This is a genomic window from Streptomyces sp. NPDC054887, from assembly GCF_053610585.1.
The window spans coordinates 1-19997 of record NZ_JBSGYQ010000032.1 but is presented as its reverse complement, the minus strand read 5'-3'; the positions used below and the strand labels follow the sequence as shown (position 1 = coordinate 19997).

Below are 19997 nucleotides of genomic sequence, written 5' to 3'. Positions count from 1 at the left end.
CACCGCTGCGCAACGCTGCATGGACATGGCACGTCGCTCATTAGTACCCGGGACTGCCGATGTCACGGGTGCGGAATCAGGCCAAGGGGGAGCGCGGGAGGGGCGCGGCGGGCGCACTCGCGCCTCCCATGCGCCTGTTACCGGCGGTAACAGGCGTTCGCCTCACTGTGATCGTTCGGGCCCGGTCAGGTCGATCAGCCGGCACACCGTCTCGATGTCTATCTTCACCTGGGCGATGGAGGCCCGCCCAGACAGCCAGGTGATCAGCGCCGAGTGCCAGGTGTGCTCGATGACCCGGACCGCCGAAAGCTGCTCGGGACCCGGCGGCCCCGACAGGTTCATCGCGTCCAGGATGATCGCCGTGGTCTGGCGCGAGACCGTGTCGACCTCGGGGCTGACGCTGCGGTCGGCGAACGTCAGCGCCCGCACCATCGCGTCCGCGAGCTGCGGCTCCCGCTGGAGCGCCCGGAAGGCGCGCATCAGCGTCTCGGCGACCCGCTCGGCCGCCGTCTCGCCGCCCGGCGGACGCTTGCGCAGCGTCGTGTGCATGTGCTGGAGCTGGTCCTGCATGGTGGCCACCAGCAGGTGGACCTTGGACGGGAAGTAGCGGTACAGCGTGCCCAGCGCGACGCCCGCGGCCTCGGCGACCTCGCGCATCTGCACCGCCTCGAAGCCGCCCCGGCTCGCGAGCTGGGCACTGGCGTGCAGGATCCGGCGGCGGCGCGCCTCCTGGCGTTCCGTCAGTGGCGGCGACGAGGGCTTGACTTCCGCTGTCATGCGTCCCATTCCATGGCATTTGTCCGTACGCCGGGCGTGGGGGGCCGGAGTCCCCGGGTGGCACAGCATGGCAGGGCGCCGGTCGTGGCGCGAATCACCTGATCCGGCGCTCACGGCGGCTCTACCTGCCGGTAGATTCAAAGCTCGTCGGACGTTCGATACTGAAACTTGTTCTAGGTTACCGCCAGCGGCTACGCTCCGGCCAAAGAGCAGTGAGAAGGGGGCCGGGAGTGACCGCTGAGGCCATAGAGGCGGGCCCCCACGCGGGGGGCCCCGTCCTGGGCGACCGACCGCTGCGCATCGCGCTCCTGACGTACAAGGGCAACCCCTTCTGCGGGGGCCAGGGCGTCTACGTGCGCCACCTCTCCCGCGAGCTCGCGCGCCTCGGCCACAGCGTCGAGGTCCTCGGTGCCCAGCCCTACCCCGTGCTGGACGAGGGCGTGCCGCTCACCGAGTTGTCCAGCCTCGACCTGTACCGCAGCCCCGACCCCTTCCGCACGCCGAAGCGCGACGAGTACCGCGACTGGATCGACGCCCTCGAAGTCGCGACGATGTGGACCGGCGGCTTCCCCGAGCCCCTCACCTTCTCGCTGCGCGCCAAGCGCCACCTGACGGCCCGCCGCGGCGAGTTCGACGTCATCCACGACAATCAGACGCTCGGCTACGGACTGCTCGGCGACCTCGGCGCGCCCCTGGTCACCACCGTCCACCACCCCATCACCGTCGACCGGCAGCTGGACCTCGACGCCGCCGACAGCCGCCGCAGGCGGGCATCCGTACGCCGCTGGTATGGCTTCACACGCATGCAGAAGCGCGTCGCCCGCCGCCTGCCCTCGGTGCTCACCGTCTCCGGCTCCTCGCGGGAGGAGATAGCCGAGCACCTCGGCGTACGCCGCGACCGCATCCGCGTCGTGCACATCGGCGCGGACACCGGCCTCTGGTCGCCCGACCCGTCCGTCGCCGAGATCCCCGGCCGGATCGTCACCACCTCCAGCGCCGACGTCCCCCTCAAGGGACTCGTCCACCTCGTCGAGGCGCTCGCCAAGCTCCGCACCGAGCGGCCCGACGCCCACCTCGTCGTCGTCGGCAAGCGCGCCGAGGACGGCCCGGTGGCCCAGGCCATCGAGCGCTACGGCCTCAACGGCGCGGTCGAGTTCGTCAAGGGCATCAGCGACCAGGAACTCGTCGACCTCGTGCGCGGCGCCCAGGTCTCCTGCGTCCCGTCCCTGTACGAGGGCTTCTCGCTGCCCGCCGCCGAGGCCATGGCCACCGGCACCCCCCTGGTCGCCACCACGGGCGGCGCGATCCCCGAGGTCGCCGGAGCCGACGGCGAGACCTGCCTGGCCGTGCCGCCCGGCGACGCGGGCGCGCTGGCCGCCGCACTCGGCCGGCTCCTCGGCGACGCCGACCTGCGCCGCCGCCTCGGCGCCGCGGGCCGCGCCCGGGTGCTGGAGCGGTTCACCTGGGCCAGGGCCGCCCAGGGCACCGCGGAGCTCTACCGGGAGCGGATCGCCGCCCAGGGCGCGGTCCGCGGGGGAGCCCGGTGAGACCCCGCTGACGCGGACTCCGCCCACGCGGACGCCGCCGACCCCCCGCCACTCCAGCCATGCGCGCCCGGTGACCCGGCGCCGCGACCATCCCCATCCGGAAGGGCAGACCCCGTGCTGACCGTGGACTTCTCCCGCTTCCCGCTCGCCCCGGGCGATCGCGTGCTCGACCTGGGCTGCGGCGCGGGCCGGCACGCCTTCGAGTGCTACCGGCGAGGCGCCCAGGTGGTCGCCCTCGACCAGAACGGCGAGGAGATCCGCGAGGTCGCCAAGTGGTTCGCCGCCATGAAGGAGGCCGGTGAGGCCCCGGCGGGCGCCACCGCCACCGCCATGGAGGGCGACGCGCTCAACCTCCCCTTCCCCGACGCCTCCTTCGACGTCGTCATCATCTCCGAGGTCATGGAGCACATCCCCGACGACAAGGGGGTGCTGGCCGAGATGGTCCGCGTCCTGAAGCCGGGAGGGCGCATCGCCGTCACCGTGCCGCGCTACGGGCCGGAGAAGATCTGCTGGGCGCTGAGCGACGCGTACCACGAGGTCGAGGGCGGCCACATCCGCATCTACAAGGCCGACGAACTGCTCGGCAAGATGCGCGAAGCCGGCCTCAAGCCGTACGGCACCCACCACGCGCACGCGCTGCACTCGCCCTACTGGTGGCTCAAGTGCGCCTTCGGGGTCGACAACGACAAGGCGCTGCCGGTCCGGGCGTACCACAAGCTGCTGGTCTGGGACATCATGAAGAAGCCCCTGGCCACGCGCCTCGCGGAGCAGGCGCTGAACCCCCTGGTGGGCAAGAGTTTCGTGGCGTACGCGACCAAGCCGCACCTGCCGGCCGCGTACGTCGCGGCGGACGCCAAGTGACCGGGCTCTGGCGCGGCCCCGAGCGTACGGAACACCTCGTCCTGCCCGGAGTCCTCACCGCCGAGGAGGCCGCCGAGACCGTGGCGGGCATCCTCGCCGCCCAGCGCGAGGACGGCGCGATCCCGTGGTTCCGCGGCCACCACCTCGACCCGTGGGACCACACCGAGGCGGCCATGGCGCTCGACGCGGCCGGGGAGCACGACGCGGCCGAGCGCGCCTACGCGTGGCTGGCCCGCCACCAGAACGCCGACGGTTCCTGGTACGCGGCGTACGAGGACGGGGACCCGGAGCGGGTCACCGACCGGGGCCGCGAGACCAACTTCTGCGCGTACATCGCCGTCGGCGTCTGGCACCACTACCTCGCCACCGGCGACGACGCGTTCGTCGACCGCATGTGGCCGGCCGTCTACGCGGCGGTCGAGTTCGTCCTCGGGCTCCAGCAGCCGGGCGGCCAGATCGGCTGGAAGCGCGAGGACGACGGCACCCCCGTCAACGACGCCCTGCTGACCGGAAGTTCCTCCATCCACCAGGCGCTGCGCTGCGCGCTGGCCCTCGCCGAGCAGCGCGAGGAGCCGCAGCCCGACTGGGAGCTGGCGGTCGGCGCGCTGCGGCACGCCATCCAGCGGCACCCGGAGCGGTTCCTCGACAAGAGCCAGTACTCGATGGACTGGTACTACCCGATCCTGGCCGGCGCGGTCACGGGCCCCGAGGCCAAAACCCGCGTCGAGGCCGACTGGGACCGCTTCGTCGTGCCGGACCTGGGCGTGCGCTGCATCGTCCCGAACCCCTGGGTCACCGGCGGCGAGAGCTGCGAACTCGCCCTCGCGCTCTGGGTGATGGGCGAGTCGGACCGCGCGCTGGAGATCCTCCAGTCGATCCAGCACCTGCGAGGGCCGGACGGCATGTACTGGACGGGATACGTCTTCGAGGGCCACAAGGCGGTGTGGCCCGAGGAGCTCACCACCTGGACGGCGGGCTCCCTGCTGCTGGCCGTGGCCGCCCTCGGGGGCGACGAGGCGACCACCGCGGTCTTCGGCGGCGAACGCCTGCCGCTGGGCCTGGACCCGGACTGCTGCTAGCCCTTCGCCCGGCCCCGCAACGGCGGGCCCGGGCGACCGGGATCGGTGACGGGCGGGTTGTCGGGGGCGACCGGAGTCAGTGGCGGCGGACGACGTTCGCCAGGGCGTGTCCGACGAAGAGGTAGACGACCGCGGCGAGCCCGTACCCGGCCACGACACGCGCCCATGCCTCGTCGAAGGTGAACAGGTCGTGGGACCAGCCGGCCAGCCAGCGGGCGGCGTCCTGGATCCAGTTCACCAGGTCGTTCGCGCGGTTGGCGTCCAGCAGGTACATCAGGATCCACAGGCCGAGGATGAAGGCCATGATGTCGGCGAGGACGATGATGACCGTCGCCGCCTGGTTGCTTCCACTGCGATGGCGTGGGGACATGTCGAACGTGTTGCCGTTTTGCGGGCGGTGAAACCGGGCGGCGCAGCGCGGCGGTTCACTACAGTGCCCCTATGACCGACCTGGGCCACGCACGCTACTGCGACGAGATCGTCCGCCAGACCGACCTGTTGAGGGCCGTGCTGATCGACGCCGACCTGAGCGCGAAGGTGCCGTCCTGCCCCGAGTGGACCCTCGGCCACCTCGCCCGGCACGTCGGCGGGGCGCACCGCTGGGCCGAGGCGATCGTACGCACCAAGGCGTCCGAGGCCCTTCCCGAGGACCGGGTGCCCGGCATCACAGGACCGGGCGACCGCGAACCCGCCGCGCTGGACGCCTGGTTGGAGGAGGGCGCGCGCAAGACGGCCGACACGCTGCGGGCGGCCGGACCTGAGGCCAAGGCGTGGTCCTGGAACGGGGACCACCGGGCGGCGTTCTGGGCGCGCCGCATGACCCACGAGACGGTGGTCCACCGCGCGGACGCGGCACTCGCGGCCCCCGTCGTCTTCGAGGCCGATGCCGAGGTGGCGGCCGACACACTCGACGAGTGGCTGGAGATCGTCGCCTGGTCGCAGTCCACCGGCGCCGACGAGCAGGCGAACGAACTGCGCGGGGGAGGGCGCTCGCTGCACCTGCACGCGACGGACGTGCCCGACGCGGAATGGCTGATCGAGTTCGGCGAGGACGGCTTCACCTGGCGCCGCGCCCACGAGAAGGCCACGGTCGCCCTGCGCGGCCCGCTCACCGACGTGCTCCAGGTCTTCTACCGCCGCCTGCCGGCCGACAGCGACCGGGTGCAGGTGCTGGGCGACGCGGCACTGCTGGACTTCTGGCTGGAGCGCGCGTCGTTCGGCTGAGGCCGACGACGACTAGGCGGCGTGGGGCACGAAGGCCAGGGACATGGCGTCGGAGCCGATGGACACGTCGAGCTGGGCGTCCAGGGCGGAGGCGAGCTGCCGCAGCAGAGGCAGCGTCGGCACAGTGCCACCGCCCTCGATCTGCTCGACCTCGGCCTCGGTGAGACCGGCCCTTTGGGCCAGCTCCATTTCCGAGAGGCCGAGCGCGACGCGGATGTCGTACACCGCCTGGCCGAGGGCGATCGAGGCGCCCGCTTCGATGTACGCGGGGTCGACGCGATGCTCGTCCGGGATCTTCCACTCGGTGTGGTAGCCGCCGCTCATCCTTGCTCCTCGAATGTCCGGTGGTATTCGGCCTCAGCCGGGAAGTGCGCGGCCTCGCATTCCTTCTGCGCGCGCGCAGCCCGCTCGACCTGTGCGTCTTCACGCATCCGAGTCTTGCGGAAGACCGTGAGCAACACGATACGGCGGTTCGGCGCCAGCCAGTAGGTGACGCGGAACGCGGCCGTGTCCAGGTGGAAACGCAGCTCGCGCAACGGCCCCCCGAGGTGCCGTGAGTACGGCTCGCCAAGCAGGGCCGGATTCGCCGCCAAACGGTCCGCGTGCCGTTCCACGAAACGGTAGTGCTCTCTCGGAAGCGACCGGAGCCAATCCCGTACCTCGGGCTCGATCTCGATGTCGTACCGCGGTTCCATGGGGGTGAACCTAAGCGGGGCGGCCGATGTGGCGGGGCGGAAGTCGTCCGGCTCACTCGATCGTGAGAACTCGGTCCGTCAGGTGTTCAGCTCGGCCAGTACGCGCAGGGTGTGCGGGTCCGGGGCCGTCACCAGCAGGTCGGTCACCGGGCCCGCCCGCCACAGCTCCAGGCGCTCCGCGATCCGCTCGCGCGGGCCGACGAGCGAGATCTCGTCGGCGAACGCGTCGGGGACGGCCAGCACCGCCTCCTCCCTGCGCCCCGCGAGGAACAGCTCCTGGACGCGGCGGGCCTCCTCGGCGAAGCCCATGCGGGCCATCAGGTCCGCGTGGAAGTTGCGGGCCGCGTGGCCCATGCCGCCGATGTAGAACCCCAGCATCGCCTTGACCGGCAGCAGGCCCTCCGCGACGTCGTCGCAGACCTTCGCCCGGGCCATCGGCGCGACCATGAAGCCGGCACGGAGTTCGGTCAGCGACGCCGCGTACACGTCGGTGCGCATCGGCGACCAGTAGAGGGGGAGCCAGCCGTCGGCGACGCGGGTCGTCTGGGCGATGTTCCTGGGGCCCTCCGCGCCGAGCAGGACGGGGAGGTCGGACCGCAGCGGATGCGTGATCGGCCTGAGGGCCCTGCCGACGCCGGTCGCGTCCGGGCCCCGGTACGGGAGCGGGTGGAACCTCCCGTCCACCTCCACCGGGGCCTCGCGCCGCAGCACCTGGCGGATCGTGTCGACGTACTCGCGCGTCGCGGTGAGCGGGCTCGCGGGGAAGGGCCGCCCGTACCAGCCCTCGACGACCTGCGGCCCCGAGAGCCCGAGGCCGAGCATCATCCGCCCCCCGGAGAGGTGGTCCAGGGTCAGGGCGTGCATGGCCGTGGCGGTCGGCGTGCGGGCGGCCATCTGCGCGACGGCGGTGCCGAGCCGGATGCGGGAGGTGTGCGCCGCGATCCAGGTGAGCGGGGTGAACGCGTCGGACCCCCACGCCTCGGCGGTCCACACGGAGTCGTAACCGAGGCGCTCCGCCTCGCGGGCCAGGGCGAGATGGCCGGGGTCCGGGCCGCGGCCCCAGTAGCCGAGAGCGAGTCCGAGGCGCATCGCCGAGTCCCTCCGGGCGGCAACCGAACTGACGGTACGTCAGATCGCTGACCGGGCGACTGTACGGCAACGGCCCCCCGCCCGGAAGGGCGAGGGGCCGTCCTGCGGCGCCGCGAGCGGTCAGCCGCGCTGAATGCCGGTGGTGTCCTGGAGGACGCCGCGACGGCCGTCCTGCGTCTGGGCGACCAGACCGGGACCGCGCTGCTCCACCGCCAGGTACCAGGTGCCGGGCGCGAGTTCGGCGATCGGCGTCGGCGAACCGTCCTCCGCGTACAGCGGGCGGGCGACCGGGACGGCGAACCAGAACGGGGCGAAGTCCCCGCCCGCGGCGGGCGCACCGCCCTGCTCCGCCTGCGCGGCCGGGGCCTGCTGCTGGGCCTGCGGCTGCTGGCCCTGCTGCGGCTGGCCGCCGTACGGCTGCTGCTGGCCGGGCTGACCGGGCTGACCGCCGTACGAGGGCTGCTGCGCGCCGGGGTAGCCGTAGCCGCCGGGGCCGGGCTGGCCGGGCTGGCCACCGTACGGCTGCGCGACCTGCGGCCGGGGGGCCGGCATGAGCGGGGCCTTGAGCGCCGGCACGAGCGGCGCGGCGACGGCGCCGGCGGCGAGGACCAGCGCCGCGAGCAGGCCGATGATCTGGCCCGGGCCGGAGTCGCTGCCGTCGACGATCGTCCAGAACGCCGTCCACGCCGCGAAGACGGCGAACGCGACACCGAACTGGCCGAGGTCGATGCCGGCGATCTTGCGCTGCTGCGGCAGGGCGCGGGCCACCACGATGAGCGCCGCCGCGATGACGCCCGCGAGGTAGATGCTCATCAGCAGGCCCAGGCTGTCCCAGGCGTTGAAGGAGCCGAGGGACGGAGGGCAGAACTGCCCCGAGCACGCCGGCTTGTCGTACGACTTGAAATCGAGGAACGAGGCGATGAACAGCACCACCGCTGCTCCGATCACCACGCCGTCGCCTCGAGTGAGGGAGCGGATGTTCACTTTGAAAGTCCTTAGTGGGTCGACTCGTCGGGGCGGCACAGTGTGAAGCTCGGGGGCAGCTCCCCATCGTACGGATGAATGTATCGTCCCTCCGGCAGAGTCGGCCGCCGGGTGTCACACCTACCCGCCCAAGTAGCTTCCGATGCCGTCGGCGATCCCCTGCGCCGCTTTCTGGCGCCAGCCTTCATCGGTCAGCAGCGCGGCGTCCTTCGGATCGCGCATATTGCCGCATTCGATGAACACCTTGGGCACAGTCGACAGATTGAGCCCGCCGAGGTCCTTGCGGACGTCCAACCCCGTGCCGTCGCCCACGTAGTTGGAGGGGGCGCTGCCGGTCGCCTGGACGAACTTGCCCGCGATCCGCGTCCCGAGTTCGCGGGAGGGACCGACGATCTTCGAGGTGTCCGAGGCCCCGCCCTTCACCAGCGCGGGCAGGATCACGTGGAAGCCGCGGTTGCCCACGGCCGAGCCGTCGGCGTGGACCGAGACGACCGCGTTGGCCTTCGCCTCGTTGCCGATACGGGCCCGCTCGTCCACGCACGGCCCGTACGGCCGGTCCTCGTTCTGCACGAGCTTGACCGTCGCGCCCTCCTTCTCCAGGAGCGCGCGCAGCCGGCGCGAGACGTCGAGGGTGAAGGACGCCTCGGTGTAGCCGCCGTTGGTGGTGGTGCCGGTGGTGTCGCACTCCTTACGGTGTGTACCGACATCGACCAATTTGTTGATTTCGCGAGTGTGACGGAAATTGCCCGGGTTGTGGCCCGGGTCGACCACCACGACCTTGCCGGCGAGGGGGCCGGTCGCGTCCGGCTTCTCGGCCTTGCCCGTTTCGGAGGGGGAGGGAGAGCCGGTCGCCGCGGGCGGCGTGGTGGGCGCCGACGGCTTGGCGTCGTCGGGCGACGCGGACCCGGTGCGGCTCTGGTCCGGCAGCGGCGCCACCGTCGGCGGACCGCCGTCGCCCGGACCGCTCATGGCCTGCCACACCAGCCAGCCCGCGAAGGCGGCGGGCGCGAGCACGGCGACCGCGACGGCGGCGCTGCGCCGGCCGGGGCGGCGGGGGGACGCGGAAGGGGCGGGGGAAGTGGGGGGCTCGCTGTCGTACGACACCCGGCGATGCTAACCGCGCGGGTCAGATCCCCGGCGAAACACGGCGCAGGACGCGCAGCGAGTCGGTCACCGAGATCTCGGTGAAGGCGCCGGACGCGAGGGCGCGCAGGTACACCCGGTACGGGGCCTGGCCGCCGTCCGCCGGGTCGGGGAAGACGTCGTGGATGACGAGCAGTCCGCCGACGGCGACGTGCGGGGCCCAGCCCTCGTAGTCGCCGTTCGCGTGCTCGTCGGTGTGCCCGCCGTCGATGAACACGAGACCCACCTCGCCGCCCCACACGGCCGCGACCTGCGGCGACCGCCCGACGACCGCGATCACGTGCTCTTCGAGGCCCGCCCGGTGCAGCGTGCGGCGGAAAGTGGGGAGCGTGTCCATGAGGCCGACCTCCGGGTCCACGACCGTCGGGTCGTGGTACTCCCAGCCGGGCTGCTGCTCCTCGCTGCCCCGGTGGTGGTCGACGGTCACGGCGACCGTGCCGGCCTCCCGGGCGGCGTCGGCCAGCAGGATCGTGGAACGTCCGCAGTACGTGCCGACCTCGACCAGCGGCAGCCCGAGCGCCCCGGCCTCGGCGGCGGCGGCGTACAGCGCCAGCCCCTCGCGCACCGGCATGAAGCCCTTGGCTGCCTCGAAGGCGGCGAGGATCTCGGGCTTGGGCGCGGCGGCCATGGGGTCCTCCGGACAGGCGGATGCGGTTACTGGGCGGTCACATCCTAGGCGGGTCCGAGCGGGGCTTCGCGCCGGTCCCCGCGCGGGCGCACAGCGCGCGGGGACGGGGCTGAGTCGTGGGATCAGTGGAAGAGGACCGAGCGCACCTTGAGCCGCTCGGAGCCGTGACCGGTGTGGGGCCGGAGGTCGAACTGCGGGCCCGTGCAGTCGGGCCCGGCGTACACGGTGGCGACCGCGTCCGTCGCGTTGCCGGGTGTATGCGCCGGCGCGACCTGCTCGTCGGCGACCTCGGCGAGCGTGATGCACTCCCCGCTCGGGGGGTCGGTCAGTACACCGGCCCCTTCGGCGTACTGGTACGTGAAGGTCCCTACGGCCGCACCGGCCGAGGTGGGCAGCGTCAGTACGAGGGCGAAGGCGCCGACAGTGGCGGCCAGGGTGCTGCGGAGTCGCATGAGGTTCCGTCCGTTGACATGAGCGTTGATGGTTTGGTGCCTTCTGTCCGTTGCCCACGTGGATGCCCCGTGATGTCCCCGTCACTCGCACGGGTGTGGCCGTATCGATTCTTCGGCCCGTATCTGACCTTCCGTCAGATTGGAACGTGTTCTAGTCTGCCGCGCATGGGTATCGGAATCACGCAAGAGCATCGCGACCTGGCGGACTCCGTACGCCGCTGGCTCGCGCGGGCCGTGCCGCGCGAGGCCGTGCGCAAGGTGCTCGACGGGGCGCGGGAGGGGCGGCCCGCCTACTGGGACGGGGCCGCGGAGCAGGGGCTGCACGGCATTCACCTGCACGAGGAGCACGGCGGCGGGGGCGGCACGCTGCTCGACCTCGCCGTCGTACTGGAGGAGACCGGCCGGGCCGCGCTGCCCGGCCCGTACCTGCCCGGCGTGCTCGCCTCCGAGGTGCTGCGGCGCGGCGGCCGGAGCGACCTCGCGGCCTCTCTCGCCTCGGGCGCGCGCATCGGCGCCGTGGCGCTCGGCCCGGGGACGCTCACCGCGACGCCGGCCGACGGCGGCCACCGGCTCGACGGGACCGCGCCGCCCGTGCTCGGCGGCGCGCAGGCGGACGTCCTCGTGCTCGCCGCCGGAAACGCGTGGTTCGCCGTCGACGCCGGGGACCTGGCGGTCCGGCCGCACGAGAGCGCCGACCCGACCCGGGCCACCGCCGAGGTCACCGCGCACGCCGTCACCGTCCCCGCCGACCGCCTGCTCGCCCTGGACGGCCGCGACACCGTCCACGACCTCGCCGCGGTGCTGTACGCCGCCGAGGCCTGCGGCACGGCGGGCTGGGCGCTGGACACCGCGACCGAACACGCCAGGACCCGCGAGCAGTTCGGGCGGCCCATCGGGCGGTTCCAGGCGGTCAAGCACCTGTGCGCCGACATGCTCGTACGCCTGGAACAGGCCAGGGCCCTCACCTGGGACGCGGCCCGCGCCGCCGGCACCGACGCCGGGGGACTGGTCGCCGCGCTGGCGGCGTCGGCCGCGCTCGACGCCGCGTACTCCTGCGCCAAGGACTGCGTGCAGATCCTCGGCGGCATCGGCTTCACCTGGGAACACGACGCCCACCTCCACCTGCGCCGGGCGCTCGTCGCCCGCCAGCTGCTCGGACCCGGCGACGCGCACCGGCTGCGGGCCGCGCGCCTGGCGGCGGCCGGTGCCCGGCGCGAACTGCGCCTGGAACTGCCACCCGATGCGGAAGCCCACCGGGAGCGGGCGCGGGAGGCGATCGGGGCCGCGCGCGGCCTCGACCCGGCCGCCGCGCGCCGCGTCCTCGCCCCGACCGGGTACGCCGCCCCGCACCTGCCGCCGCCGTACGGGCTGGGCGCGGGCCCGGTCCAGCAGCTCGCCGTGCAGCGCGAGATGCGGGAGGCGGGGGTGCGGACGAGTGATCTGGGCATCGCGACCTGGGTGGTGCCCTCGCTGATCGCGTACGGGACACCGGAGCAGCGGGAGCGGTACCTGGGGCCGACGCTGCGCGGCGAGATGCTGTGGTGCCAGCTGTTCTCGGAGCCCGGCGCGGGGTCGGACCTGGCGTCGCTGCGCACCCGGGCGCACCGGACACCGGACGGCTGGCGCGTCACCGGGCAGAAGGTGTGGACGAGCGCCGCGCGGCAGGCCGATTACGGCATCCTGCTCGCCCGTACGGACCCCGACGCCCCGAAGCACGAGGGGCTCACGTACTTCGTCGTCGACATGAAGGCGGCCGACGGCATCGACATCCGGCCGCTGAAGGAGATCACGGGCGACTCCCTCTTCAACGAGGTGTACTTCGACGACGTACCTCTGCCGCCGGACGCGGTGGTCGGGGAGGTGAACGGCGGCTGGCGGGTCGCCCGCAACACCCTGGGCAACGAGCGGGTCCACATGGCCGACCAGGTCGCCTTCGACACCGGGCTCGAATCCCTGATCGCGCGGTGCGCCGGACTCGACGACGCGTGCCGCGCCCGGGTCGGGGCGCTCCTGGCCGAGGCGCACGCCCTCGCCTGCATCGGGCTGCGCACGACGACGCGGCAGGTGTCGGGGCTGGACCCGGGCGCGGGCGCGAGCGTACGCAAACTCGTCCAGACGTCGCACCAGCAGAAGGTCGCCGAACTCGCCCTCGAACTGCTCGGGCCCGCGGGCGCGGTGTGTGAAGGGGCCGGGGAGCGGGCCGTGCACGGGTTCCTGATGTCGCGCTGCCTGACGATCGCCGGCGGCACGACCCAGGTCCAGCTCAATGTCGTCGCCGAGCGCCTGCTCGGCCTGCCGCGTGACTGAGGGGAGCTCAACCCATGACGGGGAAGGCGTACGTCGTCGGTGTCGGGACCACGAAGTTCGAGAAGCCCGAGAGCCGTGACTGGCAGTACTGGGACATGGCGGAGGAGGCCGGGACCGAGGCGCTGTCCGACGCCGGGATCGCGTACGGGCACGTACAGCAGGTGGTCGCCGGCCACTGCTTCCAGGCGTCGACCGCCGGTCAGCGGGCGGCGTACGAACTCGGCCTGACCGGTGTGCCGGTCTACAACGTCAACAACAACTGCGCCACGGGGTCCACGGCCCTGATGGCGGCCCGGCAGTTCGTCGAGGGCGGCATCAGCGACTGCGTGCTGGCGCTCGGCTTCGAGAAGATGAAGCGGGGCTCGCTGGGCGGCGGTGCGGACGGGGGCGACTTCGCCACCTCACCCGTCGCGCGGCACTACGGCGTCATGGCCGCCGCCCACGGCTTCGAGGCGACCCCGCCCACCGCGCAGATCTTCGGCAACGCGGCCCGCGAGCACATGGAGCGGTACGGCACGACCGAGGCGCAGCTCGCGGCGGTCGCGGCCAAGAACCACCGGCACTCCGCGGACAACCCGAGGGCGCAGTTCCAGGACGTGTGGACGGTCGAGGAGGTACTGGCGGCCAAGAGCGTCCACCGGCCGCTCACCAGGCTCCAGTGCTCGCCGACCTCCGACGGGGCGGCGGCCGTCGTGGTGGTCTCCGAACGCTTCCTGGTCCAGCACGGCCTGCACGGCAGGGCCGTCGAGATCGTCGCCCAGGCGATGACGACGGACACGGAGGAGTCGTTCGCGTCGGGTTCCTGCATCGACGTCGTCGGCCGGCCGATGTCGCGGGCCGCCGCGCTCCAGGTGTACGAGGCGTCCGGCCTCGGCATCGAGGACGTCGACGTGGTCGAGCTGCACGACTGCTTCTCCGTCAACGAGCTGCTGACGTACGAGGCGCTGGGCATGTGCGGGGAGGGCGGGTCCGGCAAGCTCGTGGAGAGCGGCGCGACCACGTACGGGGGCCGCTGGGTCGTGAATCCGTCCGGCGGCCTCATCTCCAAGGGCCACCCGCTGGGCGCGACCGGACTCGCCCAGGCGGCGGAACTGACCTGGCAACTGCGGGACGAGGCCGGCGCGCGTCAGGTGGCGGGCGCACGGGTGGGCCTCGCGCACAACATCGGGCTCGGCGGTGCGGCGGTGGTGACCCTGCTGCGGCGGGGCTGAGCCGCCGGGCGTGGGAGGATGCGCGCGGGCCGGCAACCGGTGGGCCCGTGGAAAGGGCGTCGGCACATGGCAGCGGGATTCTCGGCATGGAAAGTGAACCGGCGGTATGCGGTGGGCGACCGTGTCGCCCACCTGGGCAAGCAGTACCGCTGCATGGTCGCCCACACGTCGAATTCGGCGAGCAATCCGAAGACGACCGTGAAGATGTGGCAGAAGGACACCGACTAGGCCGGTGAGGGCCGTGCCCCGGGGGAGCGCGGCGCGGGAGCGAGGAGGCGGGCCGGCACGTCGATGTCAGGGGCACGCCGATGTCCGGGCCGCACCGATGCTGCGAGCATGACAGGCATGGTCCACACCTCCTCCTCCGCGACCCGGATCCCCGCCGCCCGCAGGCCGTCCCGCACGTGGGTGGTCGTACTCGCCGCCTGCGCGGGCCAGTTCCTCGTCGTCCTCGACGTGTCGGTGGTCAACGTGGCGCTGCCCTCCATGCGCGCCGACCTCGGCCTGAGCGCGACCGGCCTCCAGTGGGTGGTCAACGCCTACTCGATCGCCTTCGCCGGATTCATGCTCCTCGGCGGGCGCGCGGCCGATCTCTTCGGCCGCAAGCGGACCTTCCTCACCGGCCTCGGCCTGTTCACCGCGGCCTCCCTGGCCGGCGGGCTCGCCCAGGAGGACTGGCACCTGCTGGCCGCCCGCGCCGTACAGGGCCTCGGTGCGGCGGTGCTGGCCCCGGCGACGCTCACCATCCTCACCTCCGCCGTCCCCGAAGGCCCCGCCCGCACGCGCGCCATAGGCACGTGGTCGGCGGTCGGCGCGGGCGGCGGGGCGGCGGGCGGCCTCGTCGGCGGCCTGCTGACGGACGCGCTGTCGTGGCGCTGGGTCCTGCTGATCAACGTGCCCGTCGGCGCGCTGGTCCTGGCCGGCGCGGCGATCTGGCTGGTCGAGAGCCAGGCCGGCAACGCCCGGCGACTCGACCTGCCCGGCGCGGTGCTGGTCACCGCGGGGCTCGCGACCCTCGCGTACGGCATCGTGCAGACGGAGGCGCGGGGCTGGGCGGCGGCCGAGACCGTGGTGCCACTGGTGGCCGGACTCGCGCTGCTCGCGGCCTTCGTGGCGGTGGAGGCGCGGACGAGGGCGCCGCTGATGCCACTGCGGTTCTTCCGCGTACGCGCGGTGTCGGCGGCGAACGCCGCGATGTTCGTGAACGGCTCCGCCATGTTCTGCATGTGGTTCTTCATGACGCTGTACGCCCAGAACGTCCTGGGCTACAGCCCTCTCGGCGCCGGGCTCGCCCTGGTCCCCAGCTCGCTGAGCATCGTCATCGGCTCGAAGCTCGCCCCGCGCCTCATGGCCAGGGTCGGCGCCCGCCGGGTCGCGATCGGCGGCACGCTGCTCGCGGCCTGCGGCATGGCGTGGCAGTCGACGATGGGCGCGGACGGGACGTACCTCACCGCCGTCCTCGGTCCCGGCATCGTGATGATGGCCGGCGGGGGCCTCGCGTCGACCCCACTGGCCTCCCTGGCCACGTCGAGCGGCGAGCCGGGCGACGCCGGCCTGCTGTCCGGCCTCATCAACACCTCGCGCACCATGGGCGGCGCGCTGGGCCTCGCGGTGCTGTCGACGGTCGCGGCGTCGCGGACGGGCGGCGCCACCACGGCGGAGGCCCTGACCGCCGGGTACGCGCTGGCCTTCCGGGCCGGGTCGGCCGCGCTGCTCGGCGGAGTGCTGCTGATGCTGCTCTGGCTGCCGCGCGGGGAGAAGCGGGTGTGACGCGGGAGCTGCGGGGCTGGGAGGGCGCCTGCGCGCGGGGTGGTGCGGCGGGCGTGACGTGGGAGTTGCGGGGGATGAGAGGTCGCCTGTGCGCGGGGTGGTGCGGCGGGCGTGACGCGGGAGTGCGCGGGTCGGGGATCGGAAGCGCGCGGGGGCGTAGGCCGGGGCGTCATGCGGCAGGTCGGCGTACGGGGCCGTAGCGGGGCAGGCGAGGGCGAGCGCGGGACGTAGCGGGCCGAGGGCGAGCGCGGGGGCGTGTGCGTGGGGGGCCGTGGAGCCGGTGGCCGGCGCTCCCGCCACCACCGCGCGCGTACCCCTCGCGCGCGGTCAGCGGTCGCGGCCCGTGTCGTCCGCCGCCGCGAGCACGGGGTCGACGACGGTCTCGCCGGTCAGCACCCGGCGGATCGTCGCGGCCAGTTCCTCCACCGGGCCGTCCTTGACCAGGAACCCCGCCGCCCCCGCGTCCAGCGCGCGCCGCAGCCGGCCCGGCCCCGCGGACGTGGTGAGGACGACCACCCGGCAGTCCGGCGTCTCGTCCCGCAGCAGCGCGGCGGCGTCGAGGCCGCTGAGGCCGGGCAGGTCGGCGTCCAGGAGCGCGACGTCCGGCCGGGAGAGCAGGGCGGCGGCCACGATCTCGTCGCCCGCCTCGACCTGGGAGACGACCTGCATGTCCGCCTCCATGCCGAGCCGCAGGGCGAGGGCGCCGCGCGTCGTGGCCGGGTCCTCGGCGAGGAGCACTCTGATCACGGAAGGGGCTCCAGTTCGGGTCGGTGCCGGCGGACGGTTCGGCGCCCACCGGGGGAACGGGCCGGCCGGGGCCTGCGCGCCGACCGTCGTCCCGATCCTCACACGCACGCGGTCCGATGCGGCGCAGCCGTGCCCGCGCCGCGCCCGTGGGGCCGCCGGACGCGGGCCGCACACGGCGCGGGCGGCCCGTACGACCGCGCCGGGGCAACGTGCCCGCGACCACCGGACGACACCTGACGCGGCGTCAGCCAACTCCCTTCACAACTGCCGGGGGGTGCGTTATACATAGGCCCCACCGGCCTAGAACGCGTTCTAGAAGCGGCGGTCCGCGGCCGGTCCCCTACGACCTCGGTGCGGCCGACGGTGCGGACGGCCGCACCGAGGTCTTCCCTCCCTCAAGGAGCAGCATCCCCATGCCCATCGATGCCGCAAAGGCCGTCGCAGCCGAACCCCGCAGCGCCGAGATCGCCTGGGACCACAAGGACGTCCAGCTCTACCACCTCGGCCTCGGCGCGGGCACCCCCGCCACCGACCCCCGCGAACTGCGCTACACCCTCGAATCCCGGCTGCACGTCCTGCCCAGCTTCGCCACCGTCGCCGTGGCCGGAACAGCCATGGCCGGCGGCCTCTGCGCGCCGGGCATCGACGTCGACCTCGCCCACGTCCTGCACGGCGGCCAGAGCATCGAGCTGCACCGCCCGATCCCCGTCAAGGGCGAGGCGGTACAGACCTCCCGGGTCCGGGCGGTGTACGACAAGGGCAAGGCGGCGGTCGTCGTGCTGCGTACCGAGACCGCCGACGCCGACGGGCCGCTGTGGACCAGCGACGCCCAGATCTTCGTACGCGGCGAAGGCGGCTTCGGCGGCGACCGGGGCCCCTCGGCCCGCACCGAGCGGCCCGCCCGCGCGCCGGACGCGGAGACCGAGCGGCACGTGCGCGAGGACCAGGCCCTCCTCTACCGGCTCTCCGGCGACTGGAACCCCCTGCACGCCGACCCCGAGTTCGCCGCGCTCGCCGGCTTCGACCGGCCGATCCTGCACGGCCTGTGCTCGTACGGCATGACGCTCAAGGCGGTGGTCGACACCCTGCTCGGCGGCGACGTCACCCGCGTCAGCGCGTACAGCACCCGCTTCGCCGGGGTCGTCTTCCCCGGCGAGACTCTGCGCCTGCGGATGTGGAAGTCGCCGGGGCGCGTCCAGGTGTCGGTCACCGCCGTCGAGAGGGACGACGCGCCGGTCCTGTCCGACACCACCGTCGTACACACCTGACCTCAGTGAAGGGAGTCGTACCGTGCGCGCAGCCGTACTGCACGAGATAGGGCAGGACAAGCTGGAAGTCCTCGACGACGTCGAGGCGGCGGGCTTCGGCCCCGGCAAGGTCAAGATCCGCGTCCGGGCCACCGGACTGTGCCACTCCGACCTCTCCGCGATGAGCGGCGTGCTGCCCCAGCCCGGCCCCTTCGTCCCGGGGCACGAGGGCTCCGGCGAGGTCGTCGACGTCGGCGACGGCGTCACCGGGGTCGGCCCCGGCGACCGGGTCCTCGTCTGCTGGCTGCCCGCGTGCGGCGCCTGCCCGTCGTGCCGGCGCGGTCAGACGCACCTGTGCCTCGCCGGGCTCATGAACGCGGGCACGCCCAACTTCCGGCGCGCCGACGGAAGCGACGTGTTCGGCTTCGCCGGGACCGGCACCTTCGCCGAGGAGGTCGTGGTCGACGCGGGCTGCGCCGTCCCCATCCCCGACGACCTGCCGTACGAGATCGCCGCGCTCATCGGCTGCGGCGTGACGACGGGCCTGGGCGCGGCCGTCAACACCGCACGGGTGGAGGCCGGTTCCTCGGTCGCCGTCATCGGCTGCGGCGGCGTCGGCATCTCCGCGATCCAGGGCGCCCGCGTGCAGGGCGCGGCCCAGATCGTCGCCGTCGACCCGGTCGCCTCCCGGCGCGAGGCGGCGCTGCGGTTCGGCGCCACCGAAGCGGTGGCGCCGGACGAACTCGCCGACGCCAAACAGCGCGTCACGGCGGGGGAGGGCTTCGACTACGTCTTCGAGGTCGTCGGCAGGGCCGCCACCGCCCGGACCGCGTACGAGACCACACGGCGCGGCGGCACCCTGTGCGTCGTCGGCGCCGGCGCGATGGACGACCACCTCCAGCTCAACATGTTCGAGCTGTTCTTCGACGAGAAGCGGATCCTGCCGTCCATGTACGGAGGCGGCGACGTGCTGCGTTCGTACGAGCGGGCCATCGCCCTGTGGCGCGCCGGCCGCATCGACCTGGAGGGCCTGATCACCCACCGGGTGCGGCTCGACGGGATCAACGACGCCCTCGACCAGATGCGCTCGGGCGAGGCCCTGCGCACCTGCATCGAGATCTGAGGGGGCGGCGGATGACACGGTCGACGCAACCGCTGCCGCTCGACGGCCTGTCCGCGATCGTCACCGGCGCGGGTCGCGGCCTCGGCCGGGCGGAGGCCCTGGAACTGGCCCGGCTCGGCGCGAGCGTCGTCGTCAACGACTACGGGCAGCCCGGGCGCGACGGCTCGGGCGAGGCGTCGGCGGCCCCCGCCGAGGAGGTCGCCGCCGAGATCCGGGCGGCCGGCGGGCGGGCCGTGGCCCACCTCGGCGACGTGGCGGACCACGCCCAGGCCGGGGCGCTGGTCCGGCTGGCCGTCGACACGTACGGGAAGCTGGACATCCTCGTCAACAACGCGGGCATTCTCCGCGACCGGATGATCTTCTCGATGACCGAGGACGAATGGGACACGGTGATCCGCGTCCACCTCAAAGGCCACTTCAACACCACCCATTTCGCCGCGGCGCACTGGCGGGAGCGGTCCAAGGAGGCCGGCGCCCCGGTCTACGGCCGGATCGTCAACACCTCGTCGGAGGCGTACCTGGCGGGGTCGGCCGGGCAGCCCAACTACGCGGCGGCCAAGGGCGGCATCGTCGGCCTGACGACGTCGACGGCCCTCGCGCTGGGGAAGTACGGCGTGACGGCCAACGCGATCTGCCCGCGCGCGCGGACCCGGATGACGCAGGACGTGTTCGACGGCTTCGCAGAACCGGTGGAGGGCGAACTGGACGCGCTGGCCCCCGAGCACGTCTCCCCGCTCGTCGGCTACCTCGCGTCACCCGCCGCCGGGAGGGTCAACGGGCAGTTGCTCGTGGTCCACGGCGGCATGGTCGCGGTCATGGAACGGCCCAGGGTCGCGGCGAAGTTCGACACGGCGAAGGAGGCGTTCTCGTACGAGGAGCTGACCGAGCGGCTGTCGCCCTACTTCGGGGACCGCCCGCCGAACGAGACGTTCGCGGCGGCGGAGGTGCTGGGCCTGAAGCGCGGCTGAGGCGCGGGGGCCGACGGCCGGGTGGGCGACCTCCGCGAGGTACGGCCCGTCCGTCCGGTGGTCCGACGGGCGACCCCGCGCGGTACGGCCCGTCCGGCGGCGGGAAGCGGCGCGGGGGCGCCCGCCGGCCGGGGGCGCCCCCCCG

General features: G+C 73.4%; 20 protein-coding genes and 1 pseudogene. 11 read left to right on the top strand and 10 right to left on the bottom strand.

Annotated elements, in window-relative coordinates; genetic code table 11:
* Window positions 1-162 precede the first annotated feature (162 nt).
* Window positions 163-777 (bottom strand): TetR family transcriptional regulator, encoded by a 615-nt coding sequence (locus ACWGH0_RS19185; RefSeq protein ID WP_453405351.1) that lies wholly within the window; start codon window positions 775-777, stop codon window positions 163-165.
* A 230-nt stretch (window positions 778-1007) separates the two neighbouring features.
* On the opposite strand from ACWGH0_RS19185, the gene ACWGH0_RS19180 reads away from it, so the two are divergent.
* The 3 genes from ACWGH0_RS19180 to ACWGH0_RS19170 all read left to right on the top strand — a co-directional run bounded on the left by ACWGH0_RS19180 (window position 1008) and on the right by ACWGH0_RS19170 (window position 4264).
* Window positions 1008-2324, top strand: coding sequence for a glycosyltransferase family 4 protein (locus ACWGH0_RS19180; RefSeq protein ID WP_453405350.1), 1317 nt, complete (start codon window positions 1008-1010; stop codon window positions 2322-2324).
* A gap of 114 nt (window positions 2325-2438) precedes the next feature.
* A complete protein-coding gene (locus ACWGH0_RS19175; protein ID WP_453405349.1) occupies window positions 2439-3185 on the top strand; it encodes a class I SAM-dependent methyltransferase in 747 nt (248 codons plus the stop codon).
* Window positions 3182-4264 (top strand): prenyltransferase/squalene oxidase repeat-containing protein, encoded by a 1083-nt coding sequence (locus ACWGH0_RS19170; protein WP_453405348.1) that lies wholly within the window; start codon window positions 3182-3184, stop codon window positions 4262-4264. Before ACWGH0_RS19175 ends, ACWGH0_RS19170 begins: the two co-directional genes overlap by 4 nt.
* Window positions 4265-4340: 76 nt before the next feature.
* Here ACWGH0_RS19170 and ACWGH0_RS19165 read toward each other — a convergent pair whose 3' ends face one another.
* Window positions 4341-4634, bottom strand: coding sequence for a hypothetical protein (locus ACWGH0_RS19165; protein WP_453405347.1), 294 nt, complete (start codon window positions 4632-4634; stop codon window positions 4341-4343).
* 71 nt (window positions 4635-4705) lie between these two features.
* Here ACWGH0_RS19165 and ACWGH0_RS19160 point away from each other — a divergent pair, with 71 nt between their 5' ends.
* The gene (locus tag ACWGH0_RS19160; RefSeq protein ID WP_453405346.1) at window positions 4706-5488 is read left to right on the top strand and encodes a maleylpyruvate isomerase family mycothiol-dependent enzyme; all 783 of its coding nucleotides are present in this window, start codon (window positions 4706-4708) and stop codon (window positions 5486-5488) included.
* A gap of 12 nt (window positions 5489-5500) precedes the next feature.
* On the opposite strand, the gene ACWGH0_RS19155 is transcribed toward ACWGH0_RS19160, so the two are convergent.
* The 7 genes from ACWGH0_RS19155 to ACWGH0_RS19125 form a co-directional block, all read right to left on the bottom strand.
* A complete protein-coding gene (locus ACWGH0_RS19155; protein ID WP_453405345.1) occupies window positions 5501-5812 on the bottom strand; it encodes a helix-turn-helix domain-containing protein in 312 nt (103 codons plus the stop codon).
* The gene (locus tag ACWGH0_RS19150; protein ID WP_453405344.1) at window positions 5809-6183 is read right to left on the bottom strand and encodes a type II toxin-antitoxin system RelE/ParE family toxin; all 375 of its coding nucleotides are present in this window, start codon (window positions 6181-6183) and stop codon (window positions 5809-5811) included. The genes ACWGH0_RS19155 and ACWGH0_RS19150 overlap by 4 nt, the downstream gene beginning before the upstream one ends.
* Before the next feature lie 78 nt (window positions 6184-6261).
* Window positions 6262-7272, bottom strand: a complete 1011-nt coding sequence (locus ACWGH0_RS19145; protein ID WP_453405343.1) for an LLM class F420-dependent oxidoreductase — start codon at window positions 7270-7272, stop codon at window positions 6262-6264.
* Window positions 7273-7392: 120 nt separating this feature from the next.
* On the bottom strand, window positions 7393-8256 hold the full coding sequence (locus ACWGH0_RS19140) for a DUF5336 domain-containing protein (protein WP_453405342.1): 864 nt from the start codon (window positions 8254-8256) through the stop codon (window positions 7393-7395).
* A 120-nt stretch (window positions 8257-8376) separates the two neighbouring features.
* Window positions 8377-9360 (bottom strand): N-acetylmuramoyl-L-alanine amidase, encoded by a 984-nt coding sequence (locus ACWGH0_RS19135; RefSeq protein WP_453405341.1) that lies wholly within the window; start codon window positions 9358-9360, stop codon window positions 8377-8379.
* A 22-nt stretch (window positions 9361-9382) separates the two neighbouring features.
* Complete coding sequence (locus tag ACWGH0_RS19130; RefSeq protein ID WP_453405340.1) at window positions 9383-10027, bottom strand: class I SAM-dependent methyltransferase; 645 nt, start codon at window positions 10025-10027, stop codon at window positions 9383-9385.
* Window positions 10028-10149: 122 nt separating this feature from the next.
* Entirely contained in the window at window positions 10150-10479 is a 330-nt protein-coding gene (locus ACWGH0_RS19125) for a hypothetical protein (RefSeq protein WP_453405339.1), read from the bottom strand.
* Between the two features lie 165 nt (window positions 10480-10644).
* Between ACWGH0_RS19125 and ACWGH0_RS19120 the strand changes: the two genes are divergently transcribed.
* The 4 genes from ACWGH0_RS19120 to ACWGH0_RS19105 all read left to right on the top strand — a co-directional run bounded on the left by ACWGH0_RS19120 (window position 10645) and on the right by ACWGH0_RS19105 (window position 15767).
* The gene (locus ACWGH0_RS19120) at window positions 10645-12786 is read left to right on the top strand and encodes an acyl-CoA dehydrogenase (protein ID WP_453405338.1); all 2142 of its coding nucleotides are present in this window, start codon (window positions 10645-10647) and stop codon (window positions 12784-12786) included.
* Window positions 12787-12800: 14 nt separating this feature from the next.
* A complete protein-coding gene (locus ACWGH0_RS19115) occupies window positions 12801-13997 on the top strand; it encodes a lipid-transfer protein (protein ID WP_453405337.1) in 1197 nt (398 codons plus the stop codon).
* Between the two features lie 66 nt (window positions 13998-14063).
* Entirely contained in the window at window positions 14064-14225 is a 162-nt protein-coding gene (locus ACWGH0_RS19110) for a carbohydrate-binding protein (protein WP_453405336.1), read from the top strand.
* 108 nt (window positions 14226-14333) lie between these two features.
* Complete coding sequence (locus ACWGH0_RS19105; protein WP_453405335.1) at window positions 14334-15767, top strand: MFS transporter; 1434 nt, start codon at window positions 14334-14336, stop codon at window positions 15765-15767.
* Window positions 15768-15936: 169 nt separating this feature from the next.
* On the opposite strand, the pseudogene ACWGH0_RS19100 reads toward ACWGH0_RS19105, so the two are convergent.
* A pseudogene (locus ACWGH0_RS19100) lies at window positions 15937-16514 on the bottom strand (response regulator).
* A 413-nt stretch (window positions 16515-16927) separates the two neighbouring features.
* Here ACWGH0_RS19100 and ACWGH0_RS19095 point away from each other — a divergent pair.
* Genes ACWGH0_RS19095 through ACWGH0_RS19085 form a run of 3 tightly spaced genes read left to right on the top strand, consistent with a single transcriptional unit; the run spans window position 16928 to window position 19852 of the window.
* Window positions 16928-17782 (top strand): MaoC/PaaZ C-terminal domain-containing protein, encoded by an 855-nt coding sequence (locus tag ACWGH0_RS19095; RefSeq protein WP_453405334.1) that lies wholly within the window; start codon window positions 16928-16930, stop codon window positions 17780-17782.
* A gap of 22 nt (window positions 17783-17804) precedes the next feature.
* Complete coding sequence (locus tag ACWGH0_RS19090) at window positions 17805-18884, top strand: Zn-dependent alcohol dehydrogenase (protein ID WP_453405333.1); 1080 nt, start codon at window positions 17805-17807, stop codon at window positions 18882-18884.
* Window positions 18885-18895: 11 nt separating this feature from the next.
* A complete protein-coding gene (locus ACWGH0_RS19085; protein WP_453405332.1) occupies window positions 18896-19852 on the top strand; it encodes a 3-oxoacyl-ACP reductase in 957 nt (318 codons plus the stop codon).
* The last annotated feature ends 145 nt before the right edge of the window (window positions 19853-19997 follow it).

Coding starts and splice junctions, on each gene's coding strand:
- ACWGH0_RS19185 (WP_453405351.1), bottom strand. CDS start 777: ATGACAGCGGAAGTCAAGCCCTCGTCGCCGCCACTGACGGAACGCCAG.
- ACWGH0_RS19165 (WP_453405347.1), bottom strand. CDS start 4,634: ATGTCCCCACGCCATCGCAGTGGAAGCAACCAGGCGGCGACGGTCATC.
- ACWGH0_RS19160 (WP_453405346.1), top strand. CDS start 4,706: ATGACCGACCTGGGCCACGCACGCTACTGCGACGAGATCGTCCGCCAG.
- ACWGH0_RS19155 (WP_453405345.1), bottom strand. CDS start 5,812: ATGAGCGGCGGCTACCACACCGAGTGGAAGATCCCGGACGAGCATCGC.
- ACWGH0_RS19150 (WP_453405344.1), bottom strand. CDS start 6,183: ATGGAACCGCGGTACGACATCGAGATCGAGCCCGAGGTACGGGATTGG.
- ACWGH0_RS19145 (WP_453405343.1), bottom strand. CDS start 7,272: ATGCGCCTCGGACTCGCTCTCGGCTACTGGGGCCGCGGCCCGGACCCC.
- ACWGH0_RS19130 (WP_453405340.1), bottom strand. CDS start 10,027: ATGGCCGCCGCGCCCAAGCCCGAGATCCTCGCCGCCTTCGAGGCAGCC.
- ACWGH0_RS19125 (WP_453405339.1), bottom strand. CDS start 10,479: ATGCGACTCCGCAGCACCCTGGCCGCCACTGTCGGCGCCTTCGCCCTC.
- ACWGH0_RS19120 (WP_453405338.1), top strand. CDS start 10,645: ATGGGTATCGGAATCACGCAAGAGCATCGCGACCTGGCGGACTCCGTA.
- ACWGH0_RS19115 (WP_453405337.1), top strand. CDS start 12,801: ATGACGGGGAAGGCGTACGTCGTCGGTGTCGGGACCACGAAGTTCGAG.
- ACWGH0_RS19110 (WP_453405336.1), top strand. CDS start 14,064: ATGGCAGCGGGATTCTCGGCATGGAAAGTGAACCGGCGGTATGCGGTG.
- ACWGH0_RS19105 (WP_453405335.1), top strand. CDS start 14,334: ATGACAGGCATGGTCCACACCTCCTCCTCCGCGACCCGGATCCCCGCC.
- ACWGH0_RS19095 (WP_453405334.1), top strand. CDS start 16,928: ATGCCCATCGATGCCGCAAAGGCCGTCGCAGCCGAACCCCGCAGCGCC.
- ACWGH0_RS19085 (WP_453405332.1), top strand. CDS start 18,896: ATGACACGGTCGACGCAACCGCTGCCGCTCGACGGCCTGTCCGCGATC.